The sequence below is a fragment of the Vibrio sp. Y176 genome, assembly GCF_033438945.1.
In genome coordinates this window covers 1-503 of sequence record NZ_JAWOQS010001272.1, presented here as the reverse complement: position 1 = coordinate 503, position 503 = coordinate 1, and the positions used below count along the sequence as shown (strand labels likewise).

The following is a 503-nucleotide window of genomic DNA, read 5'->3' as shown; positions in this document are numbered from 1 at the left end:
ATACGCAGCTTAGCAGCGCGATAATCTGCCATACCTTCGTAGCGATCCATATGATCTTCGGAAAGGTTAAGAAATGCCGCCGCTTTGAGTTTCAAACTCGACGTCGTTTCCAACTGAAAACTTGAAAGTTCCAGTACATACAAATCCGCATCTTGCTCAAGCAGCTCCAGTGCAGGCACGCCAATGTTACCGCCGACACCCACCGTCAATCCTGCCGCTTTCGCCATCACACCAGTTAAATCTGTCACCGTGCTCTTGCCGTTTGAACCAGTGATGGCCACCACTGGTTTATTCACAGCCCAAGCAAACAACTCGATGTCCCCCACGAAAGGCGTGCATTTCGCTAGCACCGTTTGTCTCTCTGGTGTCGCTAACGCAATACCAGGGTTGGTCACCACCAAGTCAGCTTCTGCAAGCCACTGGGTATTCCAACCACCACGGTGTAGTTCAACCTGTTCAGGCAGACGCTCGGCGCCTGGCGGATTGTCACGCGTATCAATAAC

At 51.9% G+C, this 503-nt stretch carries 1 protein-coding gene; it reads right to left on the bottom strand.

Annotated features, from left to right (window positions below; all coding sequences use genetic code 11):
* Positions 1-503: Mur ligase family protein (locus R7O13_RS31360; protein WP_318305800.1), on the bottom strand; the 503-nt coding region annotated here is incomplete at both ends.